Genomic DNA, 15,053 nt, shown 5'->3' with positions numbered 1-15,053 from the left:
CTAGCGGGAGATAACGATGCGTGAATTCAAGCGTACCGACAGAGTCGCCGACCAGCTCCAGAAGGAGCTGGCGGTACTCATCCAGCGTGAAGTGAAAGACCCACGTCTGGGCATGGTGACTGTCAGTGGTGTGACTGTAAGCCGCGATCTGGGCTACGCCGATGTCTATATCACGCTACTAGGTGAAAATAGCGATGAGGACATCAAGGAAAACCTGAAGGCACTCAAGCGTGCCGGCGGGTTTCTGAGAAGCCAGGTCGCTAAACGCATCAAGTTGCGCCACGTACCGGAATTGCGCTTTCACTACGACGAGAGCGTGGTACGCGGTCAGCATCTCTCTTCACTGATTGATGAGGCCGTCACCACTGACCGTGCACGCTATCAAGGCGATGAGGATGATACTGACACCGAGCAAAGTGAGGAAACTCGCTAGTGGCGCGTCAACGTCGCGGTTTGCCAGTGAATGGCGTACTGCTGCTGGACAAGCCTAAAGGGCTTTCCAGCAACCATGCCTTGCAACGTGTTCGGCGCCTGTTTCAGGCGCAAAAGGCGGGGCACACCGGCACGCTCGATCCCATGGCGACCGGCTTGCTGCCGGTGTGCCTGGGGGAGGCGACCAAGTTTTCTGCACACTTGCTGGAAGCCGACAAGGTTTACCGTACCCGTGTCGAGCTAGGGGTGATAACCGAGACCGGAGATGCCGAAGGTGAGGTCATCGAACGGTGTAAGGTGCCACTCTTGGCAAATGCCGAAATAGAGGCGGTGCTTGAGCGTTTTCGTGGTGAAATCGAGCAAGTTCCCCCGATGTATTCGGCGTTGAAGCACCAGGGCCGCAAGTTGTACGAACTGGCCCGTGAGGGCAAGACGGTCGAGCGTGCAGCGCGTCGCGTAAGCGTGTATGATGCGCGCCTGCTGGCATGTGAAGCGCTGGCTTTCGAGCTGGAAGTCAACTGCAGCAAGGGCACTTACATCCGTACCCTGGCTGAAGATATCGGGCATGCCTTGGGCTGCGGGGCGCACATCAGCGCACTGCGCAGGCTCAAGACAGGCCCCTTCACGGCGCACCACATGTGGACGCTTGAAGCCCTTGAGGCGCTACCGGATCAGGCCGCGCGCGAAGCGCAGCTGCTTTCGGTGGATGCCTTGGTTGAGCATTTGCCGGTATTGACGGTGGATGCTCAAGCCTCTGCTCGATTGAGCCATGGCCAGAGTGCCCAGCTTGATACCTTGCCGTTAGGCTCGGGTGAGCTGGCAAGACTTTACCATGACGCGGCCTTTATCGGTCTCGGTGTGGTGAAGGGCGCACAGGAAGTCGCGCCCAAGCGTTTGTTGAGTACGGTGGCCATTTCTTGAAATGGGGCCAGGCAACGAACGTAAAATGGAACAGCACGCTTGAGACTGCAAATATGCGTGGTCTCACACATTCATTTATTAGGCATATTGCTTACTGGAGAAACAGATGGCACTGACCGCTGAACAGAAAGCCGAAATCGTCAACGATTTCGCACGCGGCGACAACGATACCGGTTCCCCTGAAGTGCAAGTCGCACTCTTGAGCGCCAACATCAATGGCCTGCAGGATCACTTCAAGACCAACAAGCAGGATCACCACTCTCGTCGTGGCCTGATCCGTATGGTTAACCAGCGTCGTAAGCTGCTGGATTACCTCAAGCGTAAGGATCTGGCGCGTTATCAAGCGTTGATCCAGCGTCTGGGTCTGCGTCGCTAAACAGCACGCAGCCGAGGTACCAAAACGGGCAACCCCAAGGGGTTGCCCGTTTTGCTATGGGGGTGGTGAGCAACGATGGTAGCCCTCGGGCGCTACAGCGCCTAGAATGACGAGAGTCAAAACGACCAAACAGAATAGACAAGTAGATATCGATAATGCTGAAGGAAGTCGCCGTGAATCCGGTCAAGAAAACGTTCCAGTACGGTCGTAGTACCGTTACTCTCGAAACCGGGCGTATCGCCCGTCAAGCCACTGGCGCTGTCATGGTCACCATGGATGATACCGTGGTGTTGTGTACGGTCGTAGCCAAGAAAGAAGCCAAGCCCTCTCAGCCGTTCTTTCCGCTGTCGGTCCACTATCAGGAAAAAACCTACGCGGTAGGCAAGATTCCTGGCGGTTTCTTCAAGCGTGAAGGTCGCCCGACCGAGAAAGAAACCCTGACATCGCGATTGATCGACCGCCCGATTCGTCCGCTGTTTCCCAAAGGCTTCATGAACGAAGTTCAGGTGATCTGTACGGTGCTTTCGACGGATCGTAATCACGACCCCGATATTGCCGCGCTGCTGGGCACTTCGGCGGCGTTGATGATTGCCGGTGTGCCGTTCAATGGGCCGATCGGCGCGGCACGCGTGGGCTTGAACGAAGAGCAGGGTTACTTTCTCAACCCGACAGTGGAAGAACTGGCCTCCTCCGAGCTGAACATGGTGGTGGCGGGTACTGAAAAAGCTGTCCTGATGGTGGAATCGGAAGCCCAGGAGCTACTCGAAGACGAGATGTTGGGCGCCGTCTTGTACGCTCATCAGGAAATGCAGATCGCTATCAGTGCCATCAAGGAACTGACGGCCGAAGCGGGTAAGCCCAAGTGGGGTTGGCAGCCGGCGGAAGAAAACGTCGCTCTGAAAGCCGCCGTTGCCGATGCCTTTGAAGCCAAGGTCGGTGAAGCCTATCGCATTATCGACAAGATGGCGCGCCAGGATGCGTTAAGTGCTTTCAAGGCCCAGGCTATCGAAGTCCTGGCTGGAGAAGAAAGCGCTTTCAGTGCCGAAGACGTTGCTTCCGCCTTTTCCGCTCTTGAAAAGCGGGTGGTGCGCTCGCGTGTCATCAAAGGCGAACCGCGCATCGATGGTCGTGACAACTTTACCGTTCGTCCGTTGGCCATTGAAGTTGGTGCGCTGCCCAAGGCACATGGGTCGGCCATTTTCACCCGAGGTGAAACTCAGGCGATCGCAATTGCCACTCTAGGCACTTTGCGCGACTCTCAGCTGATCGAATCACTGGAAGGCGAGCGTAAGGATCGCTTCATGCTGCACTACAACTTCCCCCCTTATTGCGTGGGCGAAGCGGGCTTCATGGGTGGGCCCAAGCGTCGTGAAATCGGACACGGTCGTCTAGCTCGCCGGGGCGTGCAGGCAATGCTGCCCTCGGAAGAGGCTTTCCCCTATACCATTCGTGTGGTGTCGGAAATCACCGAATCTAACGGCTCAAGCTCGATGGCCTCGGTGTGTGGTACCTCTCTGGCGCTGATGGATGCCGGGGTGCCGCTCAAGGCGCCGGTAGCCGGTATCGCCATGGGGTTGGTGAAAGATGCCGATGGTTTTGCGGTACTCACCGATATCCTGGGTGATGAAGACCATCTGGGCGACATGGATTTCAAGGTGGCCGGTTCCGCTGAAGGCGTGACCGCGCTGCAGATGGACATCAAGATCGAAGGCATCAACGAAGAAATCATGGAGACCGCGCTGCAACAGGCAAATACGGCGCGTTTGCAGATTCTCGACCAGATGAGCCTCGTCATTGGCCAGAGCCGTACCGATGTGTCCGACAATGCTCCCTCGATGGCCACCATCAAGATCGCGCCGGACAAGATCCGTGACGTGATTGGCAAGGGCGGCGCGACCATTCGCAAGATCTGTGAAGATACCGGTGCCTCCATCGACCTCGACGATGACGGCAGTGTGCGTATTTACGCGGAAGACAAGGCCGCTGCGCAACGTGCCATCGACACGGTATTGGAAATCACCGCAGAAGCGGAAATCGGCAAGCTCTATATGGGCAAGGTCGTGCGTATTGCCGATTTTGGTGCTTTCGTCAACATCATGCCGGGTACCGACGGTCTGGTGCATATCTCCCAGATCGTGCCGGAACGGGTCAATGATGTGCGCGAATACCTCAACGAGGGTGATAATGTCGTGGTCAAGGTGCTCGACATCGATAACCGTAACCGGGTAAAGCTCTCGATCAAGGAAATCACCGAAGAAGAAAAGACGGCTTTCGACGCGGAAGGTGTGGCGACAACGGAATAACTCTAACCGTTAGGATGTAGCCACGCTGCAAGAAAGCGCAGTAAGAAAACGCCCGCGATGAGGTTTCACTAACCTTGTCGCGGGCGTTTTGTTTTAGGCGAGTCTTAGCCGCTTGGTGTTAGTTGCGCTCGATGGCGAGTGCCACGCCTTGGCCACCGCCGATACAGAGTGTTGCCAGGCCTTTCTTGGCATCACGCGCAATCATTTCGTGCAGCAGGCTGACCAGTACCCGGCAGCCGGAAGCGCCGATCGGATGACCCAAGGCAATCGCACCGCCATTGACATTGACCTTGTCGGTATTCCAGCCCAGTTCCTTGTTGACTGAAAGGGCTTGAGCGGCGAAGGCTTCGTTGGCTTCGACCAGGTCCAGGTCATCCAGGCTCCAGCCGGCTTTTTTCAGGCACAAGCGAGTAGCGGGTGCCGGACCCAGGCCCATGATCGCCGGGTCGACGCCGGCATTGGAATAGGCGACGATGCGCGCAAGCGGCTCAAGGCCCAGCTGCTTGGCCTTTTCCGCCGAGCAGAGCATGGCCACGGCAGCGCCATCATTGATCGAAGAGGCATTACCTGCAGTCACCGCGCCGTCTTTCTTGAAGGCCGGGCGCATGCCGCCGAGTTTTTCCGCCGTTACTTCGCGTGGCCCTTCATCGGTATCGAACACGACCGGGTCGCCTTTGCGTTGGGGAATCTCCACCGGCACGATCTGGCCCTTGAACCGACCTTCCTTGATCGCCTGGGCCGCATTGTGTTGGGACGCTGCGGCAAATTCGTCCATCTGCTCACGGGTGATCCCGTATTTCTCTGCCAGATTTTCGGCAGTAATGCCCATATGATAATTATTAAAAGCATCCCACAGTCCATCGTGCACCATGGTATCGAGGGCTTTCCAATCGCCCATGCGCTGACCGGTGCGTGAATTGGGCAGGACATGGGGCGAGAGGCTCATGTTTTCCTGGCCACCAGCCAGAATCAAGTCAGCATCGCCACAGCGAATTGCCTGGGTCGCCAAGTGCAATGCTTTCAAGCCGGAACCACATACCTTGTTGATGGTCATGGCTGGAACACTGTCAGGCAATCCGCCCTTGATAGAAGCCTGGCGTGCCGGGTTTTGGCCGACACCCGCCGTTAATACCTGGCCCAGCAGGACCTCATCCACCTGGTCGGGAGCAACACCGGTAGAAGCCAGGATATCCTTGATTACGAGCGCGCCTAGGTCGCTAGCAGGAATACCGGCGAGAGAGCCGCCGAAAGTGCCGATAGCGGTACGGCGGGCGGCTACAATTACCACTTCTTGCATAACATAACTCCTCAACAGGATAGAGCAGACAGGCCGGAGGGCGGCTGCCCGATTAGTGACATTACCCTGTCAGCATAGGGGAGGGTAGTGCAGTGCGACAATAAGCTTTTCGTTTACATCGTGTAACGCAAAACGGGCCGACAACGTCGGCCCGTAAAGGGAAGCAAAACCGGGGAGTTACGCTAGCTGTATCGGAATTGCGTTACTGGTGTGGCTGACCACATTGCCTTCCTGTAAATACACCAGGGCGGGTTGATGAGCATCCAGCTCCGCTTCACTGTAGTGAGCGTAACTGCAGATGATTACCCGGTGGCCGGGGCTGGCCAAGTGGGCGGCGGCGCCATTGATGGAAATCATCCGTGAACCTTCTTCACCGCGAATGGCATAGGTGGTGAAACGCTCACCATTTTCCACATTGTAGATCTGGATCTGTTCGTTTTCACGAATGCCGGCCATATCGAGCAAGTCGCCGTCAACGGCACAAGAACCTTCGTAATTGAGTACCGCGTGCGTTACACGGGCCATGTGAAGCTTGGCCTTGAGCATAATGGTATGCATGAAAATATCCTTTATTGCGACCCGGGCGGGTTTGCGCCTGGGGTGGTATCAGTGGTGTCGACAGGCGTTTCGGGTAAACGCAGGCTGAGGTTGTCGATCAGGCGCGTAGGCCCAAGCTGTACCGCCGCCAGCAAGACGGCCTCCCGGGTTTCGGCGTCGACAGGGCCGAGCAAGGTATCGCGCAGCTCAAGATAATCGGGAGTAAGGCCGGCATCATACAGGGCGCAATAGCCTTGGTGTAGTACCTTTTTTAATGAGTCGCCCGCTTCCAGCGCCGTCCGCATATCGCACAAGGTGCGGTAAAGCCTGGTGGCGATCTCACGCTGTTCGAGGCTCAAATAACCATTGCGTGACGACAGTGCCAAACCGTCTTCAGCGCGAACGATCGGTACCCCGATAATCTCGATAGGCAGATGCAGGTCGCGCACCAATTTGCGAATCACTGCAAGCTGTTGGTAATCCTTTTCACCAAAGCAAGCCACATCCGGCTGCACCAGATTGAAGAGCATCGTGACCACCGTCGAGACGCCGTCAAAGTGACCGGGACGTGAACCACCGCACAACCCTTGACTAACCTCGGTGACATGCACGCGCGTCTGTCCCTCTAGCCCATCAGGGTAGAGAGTCGTGGTCGTCGGAGCAAACAGCACATCGCAACCGGCGGCTTCGAGTTGGGTCTGATCGGCCTCGAAAGTGCGCGGGTAGGCATCGAGATCTTCGCCCGGTCCAAACTGCATGGGATTGACAAACAGGCTGGACACTACCACATCGGCATGTTGGCGAGCACGCTCCACCAAGGCGAGGTGTCCCGCATGCAAGTTGCCCATGGTAGGCACCAAGGCAATGCGTTGTCCGCGACGACGGTATTCACCGAGGGCATCACGCAAGGCTTGAATGTCTCGCAAGGTACGCATCAAAGGCTCCTAGGAGTGAAAACCTTGAAAAGGCATATGCTCAGCAACGTTCTTGCAAGCAGTCTCAAACACGCTCACAGGAACGATCTAAAAAACGCTCTTAAAAGCGGCCTTAAAAACAATGTTCAGGCGCCGGAAAGGTTCGTGCCTTGACAGCCTGATGATAGGCCTTGAACGCTTGCTGAATAGACCCGCCTTCCTGGAGGAAGTTTTTAACGAAACGCGGGGTCTTGCCGTGGGTCACCCCAAGAACGTCGTGCATCACCAGGATTTGGCCGTCGACATCAGGACCGGCACCGATACCGATAACCGGTACATCCAGCGCCTCGGTTATCGCCTTGCCCAAGCTCGCGGGGACGCATTCCAGCAGAATCACCGACGCACCGGCCTCTACCAGGATGCGGGCATCGGCAAGAATCTGCCCGGCTTGCTCAGATTCGCGGCCCTGCACCTTATAGCCTCCCAGTTGGTAGACAGACTGCGGTGTCAGCCCCAGGTGGGCACAGACGGGAACGCCGCGGCGAGTCAATTCGCGAACGCCATCGGCCATCCAGGCTTCGCCTTCCACCTTGACCAGCTCGGCACCCGTGCGCATCAATGCGGCCGCATCCTGTAGCAAGCGTTCGGTGCTCGAGTTGCTCATGAACGGCAAATCCACCATCAACAGGCTCGCCCCTTTGCCACGGGCGGCGCAGCGGCTGTGATAGCAGACATCGTCCAGGGTGACCGGAAGGGTGCTGGTATGGCCTTGCAGTACCATGCCCAGGGAATCGCCCACCAGCAGTACTTCTATACCGGCGTGACTGGCAGCGTGAGCAAAGGAGGCATCGTAGGCGGTCAGGCAGCTGAACGTCTCACCAGCGCGCTTGAACGCTTGCAATGTGCTCAGGGTGACAGTTTTCATGGCGTGCTCTCGTTTTTCTGAGGCCGGCGCAAGGAGCCGAGCGTGATGGAAGTCGCCAGCCGAATGTACATGGCACTCGGAGCGTAACCGGCAATTGTTACCTGAATTCACCACCGCTGTCGAGATGTGTGTCCAGGGGTAGCGCTTGGGGTATTGCCTCGGGAGGGAGTGCTGCCAGCCAAGCGTGTAAAGGACACTGGCCGATCGACAGAGTGGGGGCGATTTCCTGCAGGGGTAACAGGACAAAACCGCGCTGCTGGATGTGGGGATGAGGGACGCAAAGCCGCGGCAAGGCTAGTTCCTGTGTATCAAACAGCAAAAGGTCGAGATCCAGGGTGCGGGGCCCCCAGTGGCGCGTACGCCGACGTCGATGCTGTTGCTCCAGCGCCTGTAACTGATCCAGCAATGCCAGGGGCGAAAGCCGGGTGTGAAGGGCCGCTACGGCATTGATGAAGTCTGGTTGATCCTGTGGGCCGACCGGGCGGCTAAGGTAAAGCTGTGAGGCTTTTACCAGGGAGGTGAGGGGTAGCCGGTTCAGCGCCTCCAAGGCCTGGATAACCCGAGCGCGGGGGTCATCCAGGTTGCTGCCCAGGCCGATATAGGCACAATGAGGAAAAGTAGGACTCACCGCGATCAGCTGTCCTGAGTGGGGCGTGGCTTACGGCGTCGCCGACGTTTACGTTGGCCCGAGCCTTGGCTGGCGGGATCGCCTCCCACCTTTTGCAGTAAGCGGCGCTGCTCATGCTCGTCGCCTTGCTGAAATGCCGTCCACCAATCACCTAGCCCCGGTTCCAGCTCACCGGCTTGTTCACGCAGCAGCAAGAGGTCATAGGCGGCACGAAAGCGTGGATGCTCGCGAGTCTGAAAGGCACGCTTGCCCCGGCGTAGGGGGAGACGTTGTTGCAACTCCCAGATATCGCGCATCGGCATGCCGAAACGTTTGGGAATCGAGGTGTGATGCAGTTGGCGCGAAATAACCTGTTGCGCAGCCGCTTGCAGGGCCGGGATCGGCGGCATACCGCTATTTTCCAGCTCGGCCAGGCGTTGGACTACCGGCGCCCATAAAAAGGCGGCAAGCAAAAACGCCGGTGTGACCGGTCGATTTTCGGCAATGCGCTTGTCGGTGTTCTGGAGCGCCTGTTCGATCAAGGGCTCTGCCCAAGGCAAGTCGACCATGGCTTCTTCAGCTTCGGGGAAGAGCATGGCAAACAAGCCGTAATGGCTAAGCAGTCGGAATGTCGCCAAACCATGCCCCGCCATGAATAACTTGAGCACTTCATCGAACAGGCGTGCCGGGGGAATCTGCAACAACAGCGGCGCCAGTTCATGGATAGGTGCTTCACTATCGGCAGCGATATGGAAATCGAGCTTGGCGGCAAAGCGGACGGCGCGCAGCATGCGTACCGGATCTTCGCGATAGCGCGTGGCCGGATCGCCAATCAATCGCAGCGTACGGGTTTCGATGTCGTGCACGCCGCCAGCGAAGTCGTGAATCGAGAAATCGGCAATGTTGTAGTACAGGGCATTTATGGTGAAGTCGCGGCGTATGGCATCTTCCTGGATATCTCCCCAGACATTGTCTCGCAGCAGCAAGCCATTCTCGGATTGATGGGCGATGTGGTTGCCATGATCATCACTCGGCTTGCCACGGAAGGTAGTGACCTCGATCACTTCACGACCGAAGCGCACATGCACAATACGAAAGCGACGACCGATCAAGCGTGAGTTGCGAAATAAATCCCGTACCTGTTCAGGTGTGGCATTAGTGGCAACATCAAAATCCTTCGGCATTTTACCCAAGAGGGCGTCACGAATGCAGCCGCCCACCAAGTAGGCACCGAAGCCTGCACTATCTAGGCGATAAAGCACCTTGAGCGCGGCCTCACTGAAATGTTGACGTGAGACGGGGTGCTCGTCACGAGGAATCACTTGGGGAACCATGGGGCCGGATGGGCTCTCCTGGGGCTCGAACAGCGACTTTAGGCGCCCACTCGGGCTTTGTAGAAAACGGGTAAATCCTTTGAACATGCGGCGTTGTCGACTCGCAGAGTGCAGAAAAATAAACGATGCAGGGCGCTGAGTGTAGCCGACCCCCAATGCCTTGCAAAGTGCGGGAGGCACGCAGTGACAAAAACCAAGACGCCAAACGCACAAAAGGGAGGCTTTTGGGCCTCCCCTATCAAGTGGTTGCTCGGCGTCCATGCCGGTGTTTTTCTTTGTGATGGGCATCGCCCTGAATACGCACCACAGTCAGGAAAAGTCATTATTGCTATTGATCCGACCGTCTCGTATTCAAAACAATAAACCAACTACGATGTTTTTCTCCCGGCGAGTTGTTTTTGTTACCGGTAGGTACTTATTGAGACGCTTGTTGTTATTGGACGTCTCGCTGTACATCGTATTCTGATTATCGGGCCACTCACTTGTTGGACTTGTTGTTGTTATTAGCCGCACACATTGGCGCGGACAAGTGATCGTCGAGATGGCATTGGCGGTTGTTCTTGTTGGCGCCGCTATCTCAAAAGGCTTGAAGCATTGTTATTGTTGGTGTTCAAACCGGCGGGTGTTGTCCTGTTGTTATTGTGAGAGGACTGCCGCTATGCCCGGGTTGTTTTTCTTACCTAGTAATACTGCAGGCCCTGTGCCATGTATTTTTTTATCAATATATTTCAATTGGTTAAATTTTTATGGGTCAGGCTGAACAATGAGAAGAGCAATAGTGTTACCGCCGAATCGGTGCTTTTGGCAATCGATGTGTGGGAAGGTAACAGTTACGAAGTAACACTAGAGGAAAACTACGTTTATAGATCAGTTATTTAGACTTTGGTCTAAATAAATATTAAGTCATTCATTACAAAAGTTGTTACGACAAGCATCAAGTAGGTCTTCGAGCCGTCTTCTTGCGAGGTATGCCTAGACGTTGGCGGCGCTCCCACAAATTCTTGCGGCTGATTCCCAGCTTTTGGGCGAGCTCCGTTTCACTCATTTGATCCTGATGCTCCAACACAAAGTGCTGGAAGTAATCCTCCAGCGAGAGGTCATCCTCGTTGGGAGGCTCCGTTGGGCTGGTGGGTGCCGAACTAACCGGTGCCGGGCGCATGGATAGCCCTGTGGGGGCAAGCCCAAGGTCGTCGGTGTGAATCAGATGGCCTTCGGCGAGAATGACGCCACGCTCCAGGGCGTTTTCCAGCTCTCGCACATTACCTGGCCAAGGGTAGTCCTGGAGTTCACTGCGTGCGGATTTGGACAAGCGCAGCCCCTCACGGGAATGACGCTTGCAAGCCTTGCTCAACAGAATGTCGGCAATCTGCAAAACATCATCCTCGCGTTCCCGTAAGGGGGGAAGGTCAATCTGCATGACATTCAAGCGGTAATACAGATCGAGGCGAAATTCACCGCTTTTCGACAATGCCCGCAGATCGCGATGGGTGGCGGCGATCAGACGGACATCGACATGCCGGGTTTCCACCGAACCGATCTTGCGGATCTCGCCTTCCTGAAGCACGCGCAGCAGACGCGCCTGCGCATCCAGCGGCAGTTCGCCGATTTCATCCAGAAACAAGGTGCCGCCATCGGCCGCTTCGACCAGGCCGGTACGGGCGGCGCTGGCCCCGGTAAAAGCGCCTTTTTCATGACCGAAAAGCTCGGATTCGATCAGAGTTTCCGGAATGGCGGCGCAATTGACGCAGATCAGCGCCGCGCGGGCGCGCTTGCTTTGCTGGTGTAACGCCCGAGCCACCAGTTCCTTGCCGGTACCCGATTCGCCCTGAATCAATACCGTGACATCGGCAGGAGCGGTCTTGCGAATACGGGTATAGACCTGCTGCATGGCCACGCATTCGCCGATCATGGTCTGGCGGCCACCTCCTTTATCGGTAACATCCGGTGGCTCGCTGTGCTGGATGGCCTGCTGGCGCAGGATCCGCGAAACCGTCTCGAGCAGCTCGTCGTGATCGAACGGCTTGGCGATATAATCCACTGCGCCTTGCTTCAGAGCATCCACCGCCGAGCGCATGCTGGCGTAGCTGGTCATTATCAATACCGGTGCGGGAGCAGCGGCTGTAATCAAGCTGGTGCCCGGTTCGCCGGGCAGGCGCAGGTCGCTGATGATCAGGTCAAATTGGTTTAGCGCCAAGGCCTGGGCATCCTCCGCGCTTTCCACTTCCTGGACATGGTAGTCGTGGCGCTCAAGCAATCGCTTGAGCGCGCTGCGAATAATCGCTTCATCTTCAACAATCAGTATTCGACGCATCGCTGAGCTGATCATCCTATGAGTAGAGCGGCAACCAGAGCGTAATGGCGGTGCCACGGGAATGGCCGAGAGGGGGTGAGGTAATCTCGATCTTGCCTTGGTGTTCGGTCACGATCTGATAAGCCAGTGCGAGCCCCAGACCGGTACCTTGGCCAGCGGCCTTGGTGGTAATGAACGGTTCGAACAAACGGTCACGTACCCTTGGGTCGATACCCTGGCCGTTATCGGTCACCCGCCACCAGGCTTGAGCGTGTTGAGCGCCGGCCTCAATACGAATATGGCCTTGTGTCTGGCAGGCGTCACGGGCATTACTCAATAGATTGACCATTACCTGAGTCAGACGCTGTGCATCGCCGCGCACCACCAGCTGGTCAGGGCAGTTGTTTTCGAATGTGACATCGTCGCCCGTCCGGGCCAGATGGATCAAGTGCAAGGCGTCTTCGGTGATGCTCGACAAGGCGACGGGTTCTACCGGCAGGGGAGTCGCCTGGCGCCCGCCATGGGCGAATCCTACCAGGGAATTGACGATTCGCGTCACTCGCTGAGTAAGTTGCTGGATCTGATCGGCGGTCTCGAGTAACGCTGGGTCGTCGGTGTCATAGCGCAAGTTCTGCGCCAGTGAGGAAATCCCGGTAATTGGATTGCCGATCTCGTGAGCCACGCCGGCGGCCAATTGACCGATTGATGCCAGGCGGGCGGCATGGACCAGTTCATCTTCAAGCCACTTCATCTCGGTATGGTCTTCGATGAGTATGACGCTGCCGCCGCGACTATCATGGTCGCTGAGTACCGCTTTATGCAGTGTCAGAAAGTAAGTTTTTCCATGCAGCGTGACGGCCTGTTTGTAGAGAGGGGTATGATCCAGTGCCAGGGCCTGACCCAGCAACTCCGCCCAGGGGGTGGGGAGGCTGTCTCGCCGTGCGCCGATGACACTGTCGCCCTCGATGCCGGAAAGGGCGGTCAAGGCCTGGTTCCACATCAGCAATTCCTCATCATCGCCGAACACACAGAGCCCGATAGGTAGGTAGGCAAGGGTGCGACGATGGTGGCGACGCAGGCCGTCGAGTTCCCTAGCCAGGCCGGTTAGCCGTGAGCGGTAAGCTTCCAGGCGGCTTTCAACGAAATGTATATCATCGGTGGCGGGCTGATCGTCATGGCGATAAGGCAGGTAGCGGTCGACGATATCACGGGCCACGGACGGCCCCATCAAGCCGGAGAGATTGGCCTGAATTCGATCCCTTAGGCGTCGCAGCGCATAAGGGCGGCGCTCATTAACGGCTAACCCCAGATCCTTCAATGCACGAATGACTTCACGTTGGGCGGCTTCGTCACCCAAGGCTTGAGCCAGGTGTTGGGGGAAGTCCTTCGCCGTGGCGGCATCTAGTGGCAGTCGTTTGGAGCGAATCACCGCGTCCACCGAACAGGCTTCTGCGGCGGATTTTTCGCCTGTGGAGGTCCGGGTAAATAGCGACACCACAATCAATGCCATGATATTCAAGACCAGGGCGAGCAAGGTGACGTGATACCACAACGGCGCATCGGCGGGTGCCAGGGGCGTAACAGGAAAGGCCGGAATGACTGTCGGAAACAATAAGGGTAACCACAGCCCCCATAGCCATATCATCACGCCTATCGATAACCCGCTGACCATGCCTTTACGGTTGGCTCCTGGCCAGTACAGCAACGCCAGCATGCCGGGCAGGCACTGGGCCATTCCCACAAAGGCGACCAGACCCAGAGTGGTCAGGTCATTGTGCATTCCCACGGTGCGATAGAATAGCCAGCCACCGAAAATCACTGCACCGATCAGGGCGCGACGCAGCCAGCGCAGCCAGCCGTAGAGATCGGCACGGGCTTCGGGCGGGTGAGCTACCAGCACCACATGGTTGAGGATCATGCCTGAAAGTGCCAGGGAAATAATAATCATGGTGCCGCTGGCGGCGGCCAGACCGGCAATGAACACCAGCGCCCCCACCCACCAGCTTTCCGATAAGGCGAAAGCTGAATAGGCCGCGATGGAAACATCGAAAGTGCCGCGTGCCTGAGTGGCCCATAAAATCAGCGGAATCGGCAGCGCCATCAGCAGCAAGAACAGCGGCAGAGTCCAGCTCGCCTGCAGCAAAGTGCGCCGGGAAAGCGTTTCGGCAAAGGTGATGTGAAACAGGTGCGGCATCAGAAAGGCTGCGGCAAAGAACAATAATAGCAAGGTGCGCCACTGAGCCGGTTCCAGCTGAGGTGTGGCAGCTTGATAGGCCAGCCCCGGCCCTTCCAGCCACTGTTGCAGATCGCCTGGGCCGTCGAATACCCCAAACAGGGCAATGCCGCCCAACGCTAACATGGCCAGAAGCTTGACGATGGATTCAAGCGCGATCGTTGCCAGAAGCGTGTCGTGACGTGCATGAAGCTGGCTGTGACGGGCACCGAAAACCACGGCGAACAAAGCGATGGCAGCGCAGAATAACAGGGCAATGAGGGCCGGTGAGTCGCTGCCCGTCATGAGATGGGTTGCTTCACCCAGGATTTTCACCTGCAAGGCCAGAAGGGGCAGTACTGCCAGCAGGCTGACCAACGTTACCAGGGAACCGGCCCAGCGTGAGCGAAAGCGAAAGGCAAAGAGGTCGGCGAGGGATGCTAATTGATAGGTGCGAGTGATGCGCTGAATGGGTACCAGTAACACCGGTGCCAACAGGAAGGCACCGGCGGCACCCAGGTAATACGCCAGATAACCGTAGCCGGCATGAGCAGCCAGCTCAAGACTGCCATAAATCGCCCAGGCACTGGCATAAACCCCCACTGCCAGGATATAGACCACCGGGTGGCGGACAACACGCACCGGTACCCAGCCGCGTTCGATGACGAAGCCACAGCCGAACAGTAAGACAAGGTATCCGAAACCGAGCAGCAAAAGGCCGACTAACTCAACGCTCATCGAGCTTCCTTTTCTGTTCCAGCCACAGCGTCAAAGCGATCAACCCCCCCCAGATAACAAAGGGGCGGTACCAGGCGATATCCGGGTCGCCCCAGCCATTCATCAACAGGGGCGAGAGCAGATAACCGCCGAATACCAGAAATAACATGATGCGATACACGTACATG

At 57.0% G+C, this 15,053-nt stretch carries 14 protein-coding genes; 5 read left to right on the top strand and 9 right to left on the bottom strand.

The genetic code is table 11. From position 1 onward, the window contains the following. Window positions 1-16 precede the first annotated feature (16 nt). From rbfA to pnp, 4 genes are all read left to right on the top strand, one after another. A complete protein-coding gene (gene rbfA / locus LG290_RS14650) occupies window positions 17-433 on the top strand; it encodes a 30S ribosome-binding factor RbfA (RefSeq protein WP_499835424.1) in 417 nt (138 codons plus the stop codon). Continuing rightward, entirely contained in the window at window positions 433-1,353 is a 921-nt protein-coding gene (gene truB / locus LG290_RS14645; RefSeq protein WP_499835423.1) for a tRNA pseudouridine(55) synthase TruB, read from the top strand. Before rbfA ends, truB begins: the two co-directional genes overlap by 1 nt. 106 nt (window positions 1,354-1,459) lie before the next feature. After that, on the top strand, window positions 1,460-1,729 hold the full coding sequence (gene rpsO / locus LG290_RS14640) for a 30S ribosomal protein S15 (protein ID WP_499835422.1): 270 nt from the start codon (window positions 1,460-1,462) through the stop codon (window positions 1,727-1,729). A 155-nt stretch (window positions 1,730-1,884) separates the two neighbouring features. Next, window positions 1,885-4,032 (top strand): polyribonucleotide nucleotidyltransferase, encoded by a 2,148-nt coding sequence (gene pnp, locus LG290_RS14635; protein ID WP_499835421.1) that lies wholly within the window; start codon window positions 1,885-1,887, stop codon window positions 4,030-4,032. Between the two features lie 118 nt (window positions 4,033-4,150). On the opposite strand, the gene LG290_RS14630 is transcribed toward pnp, so the two are convergent. From LG290_RS14630 to pcnB, 6 genes are all read right to left on the bottom strand, one after another. Further along, entirely contained in the window at window positions 4,151-5,329 is a 1,179-nt protein-coding gene (locus LG290_RS14630; protein ID WP_499835420.1) for an acetyl-CoA C-acetyltransferase, read from the bottom strand. Between the two features lie 177 nt (window positions 5,330-5,506). After that, window positions 5,507-5,887: an aspartate 1-decarboxylase gene (gene panD / locus LG290_RS14625; protein ID WP_499835419.1), complete on the bottom strand. Its 381-nt coding sequence runs from the start codon at window positions 5,885-5,887 to the stop codon at window positions 5,507-5,509. Between the two features lie 11 nt (window positions 5,888-5,898). Further along, window positions 5,899-6,801, bottom strand: coding sequence for a pantoate--beta-alanine ligase (gene panC / locus LG290_RS14620; protein WP_499835418.1), 903 nt, complete (start codon window positions 6,799-6,801; stop codon window positions 5,899-5,901). A gap of 112 nt (window positions 6,802-6,913) precedes the next feature. Next, complete coding sequence (gene panB / locus LG290_RS14615) at window positions 6,914-7,705, bottom strand: 3-methyl-2-oxobutanoate hydroxymethyltransferase (RefSeq protein ID WP_499835417.1); 792 nt, start codon at window positions 7,703-7,705, stop codon at window positions 6,914-6,916. A 97-nt stretch (window positions 7,706-7,802) separates the two neighbouring features. Beyond that, entirely contained in the window at window positions 7,803-8,333 is a 531-nt protein-coding gene (gene folK / locus LG290_RS14610; protein ID WP_499835416.1) for a 2-amino-4-hydroxy-6-hydroxymethyldihydropteridine diphosphokinase, read from the bottom strand. A 5-nt stretch (window positions 8,334-8,338) separates the two neighbouring features. Then, on the bottom strand, window positions 8,339-9,733 hold the full coding sequence (pcnB, locus tag LG290_RS14605; RefSeq protein WP_160418049.1) for a polynucleotide adenylyltransferase PcnB: 1,395 nt from the start codon (window positions 9,731-9,733) through the stop codon (window positions 8,339-8,341). Window positions 9,734-9,829: 96 nt separating this feature from the next. Between pcnB and LG290_RS14600 the strand changes: the two genes are divergently transcribed. Next, complete coding sequence (locus LG290_RS14600) at window positions 9,830-10,009, top strand: hypothetical protein (protein WP_499835415.1); 180 nt, start codon at window positions 9,830-9,832, stop codon at window positions 10,007-10,009. A 571-nt stretch (window positions 10,010-10,580) separates the two neighbouring features. Here the strand turns inward: LG290_RS14600 and LG290_RS14595 are convergent. The 3 genes from LG290_RS14595 to LG290_RS14585 are packed head-to-tail and all read right to left on the bottom strand — an operon-like array spanning window position 10,581 to window position 15,052. Continuing rightward, window positions 10,581-11,957, bottom strand: coding sequence for a sigma-54-dependent transcriptional regulator (locus tag LG290_RS14595; protein WP_499835414.1), 1,377 nt, complete (start codon window positions 11,955-11,957; stop codon window positions 10,581-10,583). Between the two features lie 16 nt (window positions 11,958-11,973). Continuing rightward, a complete protein-coding gene (locus tag LG290_RS14590; RefSeq protein WP_499835413.1) occupies window positions 11,974-14,886 on the bottom strand; it encodes an ATP-binding protein in 2,913 nt (970 codons plus the stop codon). Further along, entirely contained in the window at window positions 14,876-15,052 is a 177-nt protein-coding gene (locus tag LG290_RS14585) for a hypothetical protein (protein ID WP_181870735.1), read from the bottom strand. The genes LG290_RS14590 and LG290_RS14585 overlap by 11 nt, the downstream gene beginning before the upstream one ends. Window position 15,053: the final 1 nt, after the last annotated feature.

Origin of the sequence: Halomonas sediminis (assembly GCF_044871105.1) — a bacterium.
GTDB classification, from domain to species: domain Bacteria; phylum Pseudomonadota; class Gammaproteobacteria; order Pseudomonadales; family Halomonadaceae; genus Vreelandella; species Vreelandella zhuhanensis.
The sequence above is the reverse complement of the archived record's forward strand: the minus strand, read 5'-3'. Positions and strand labels throughout refer to the sequence as shown.